Below are 1465 nucleotides of genomic sequence, written 5' to 3' on the forward strand. Positions count from 1 at the left end.
CAATACCCCCGGGCCAGACCAGCACCCGCCACATACAACTCACCCACCACACCCACAGCCACCGGACGCAGACCACCATCCAGCACAAACACCCGTGCATTGGACTGGGGACGGCCGATCGGCACCAGGCCGTCGGGGAGTTCGTGACCCGGTTCGATGCGGAACTCGGTGCAGTTGACCGTGGCTTCGGTCGGCCCGTAGACGTTGCTGACGACGGCGTCGGGGTGCTGCGTCCGCCACTTGTGCAGTGCCTCGCTGTGCAGGGCTTCGCCACCGAGCAGCAGGTGCCCGGACGGTGAGTAGGGCGCGGGCAGGTTCTCCAGCAACGGCAGGTGGCTCGGCGTCGCCTTGAGGAAGGTGTTGGGCGTCTCGCCGAGGAGCGCCGCCGTCTCGGTGTCCTCGCCCTCGAGGCCGGCCAGGACGATCCGGCCCCCGGACACCAGCGGGGTGTAGAGCGCCGTCACGGTCAGGTCGAAGGCGACCGGGGAGTGCACCAGCGCGACGCCCTGGGCAGCGAGGTAGGTCTTGCGGGTGTAGGAAAGGTAGTCCACCACGCTGCGGTGCTCGACGACGACACCCTTGGGGCGGCCGGTCGAGCCGGAGGTGTAGATGACGTAGACCGGGTGCTCGTCCCGGAGCGGCTCACTGCGCTCGCCGTCCGTGACGTCCGCCGCCGACAGCTCCGCCACCTGCCGGACCACCGCGGGATCGTCCAGGACCACCACGTCGGTCCCCCCGACATCGCCCACGTCCACACCGTCCAGCGTCAGCACCGCCACCGGCGCCGCGTCAGCGATCATGTACGCCCTGCGCTCCGCGGGGTAACCAGGGTCGACCGGCACGTACGCGCCACCAGCCTTCACCACCGCGAGCAGCGCCACCACCAGCTCCACCGACCGCGGCATCTGCACGGCCACGAAGCGCTCCGGGCCCACGCCACGCCCGATCAGGAACCGGGCCAGGCGATTCGCCCGCTCGTTCAGCTCCGCATACGACAACTCCACGCCATCGGCGACCACCGCGACGGCGTCGGGGGTCAACTTCGCCTGGTTCTGGACGAGGTCGGGGAGCGTCGACGGCTCGACCCCCACCGACGTCTCGTTCCACTCCACGAGAACGCGCTGACGCTCCGCCTCGCCCAGCACGTCGATGGTGCTCATCCGGGCCGCCGGGTCGGCGACCATCGCCTCGAGCACCAGCAGCAGCCGCTCCACCAGTGCCTCGACCGTGGCCCGGTCGAACAGGTCCAGGCTGAACTGGAGGTGCCCGTCCAGGGCTATGGAGTCATCGGCGGCGTGCCTTTCGGAGAAGGTCCACGCGAGGTCGTACTTGATGGAGTCGGACTCGACCGCCTCCATCGTGCTGCGCACGCCGGGCAGGTCGATGCTGGCCTCGGGGACGTTCTGGAAGACCAGCATGGTCTGGAAGAGGGGGTGGCGGGCCAGGGAGCGGTCGGGGTTGAGGA

At 69.7% G+C, this 1465-nt stretch carries 1 protein-coding gene; it reads right to left on the bottom strand.

The annotated features are described in order from the left end of the window. The coding region (locus ACFZDC_RS41985; RefSeq protein WP_391332372.1) for an AMP-binding protein at positions 1–1465 on the bottom strand (1465 nt) is incomplete at both ends.

It is taken from the genome of Streptomyces sp. NPDC007905, from assembly GCF_042959345.1.
Lineage (GTDB): Bacteria > Actinomycetota > Actinomycetes > Streptomycetales > Streptomycetaceae > Streptomyces.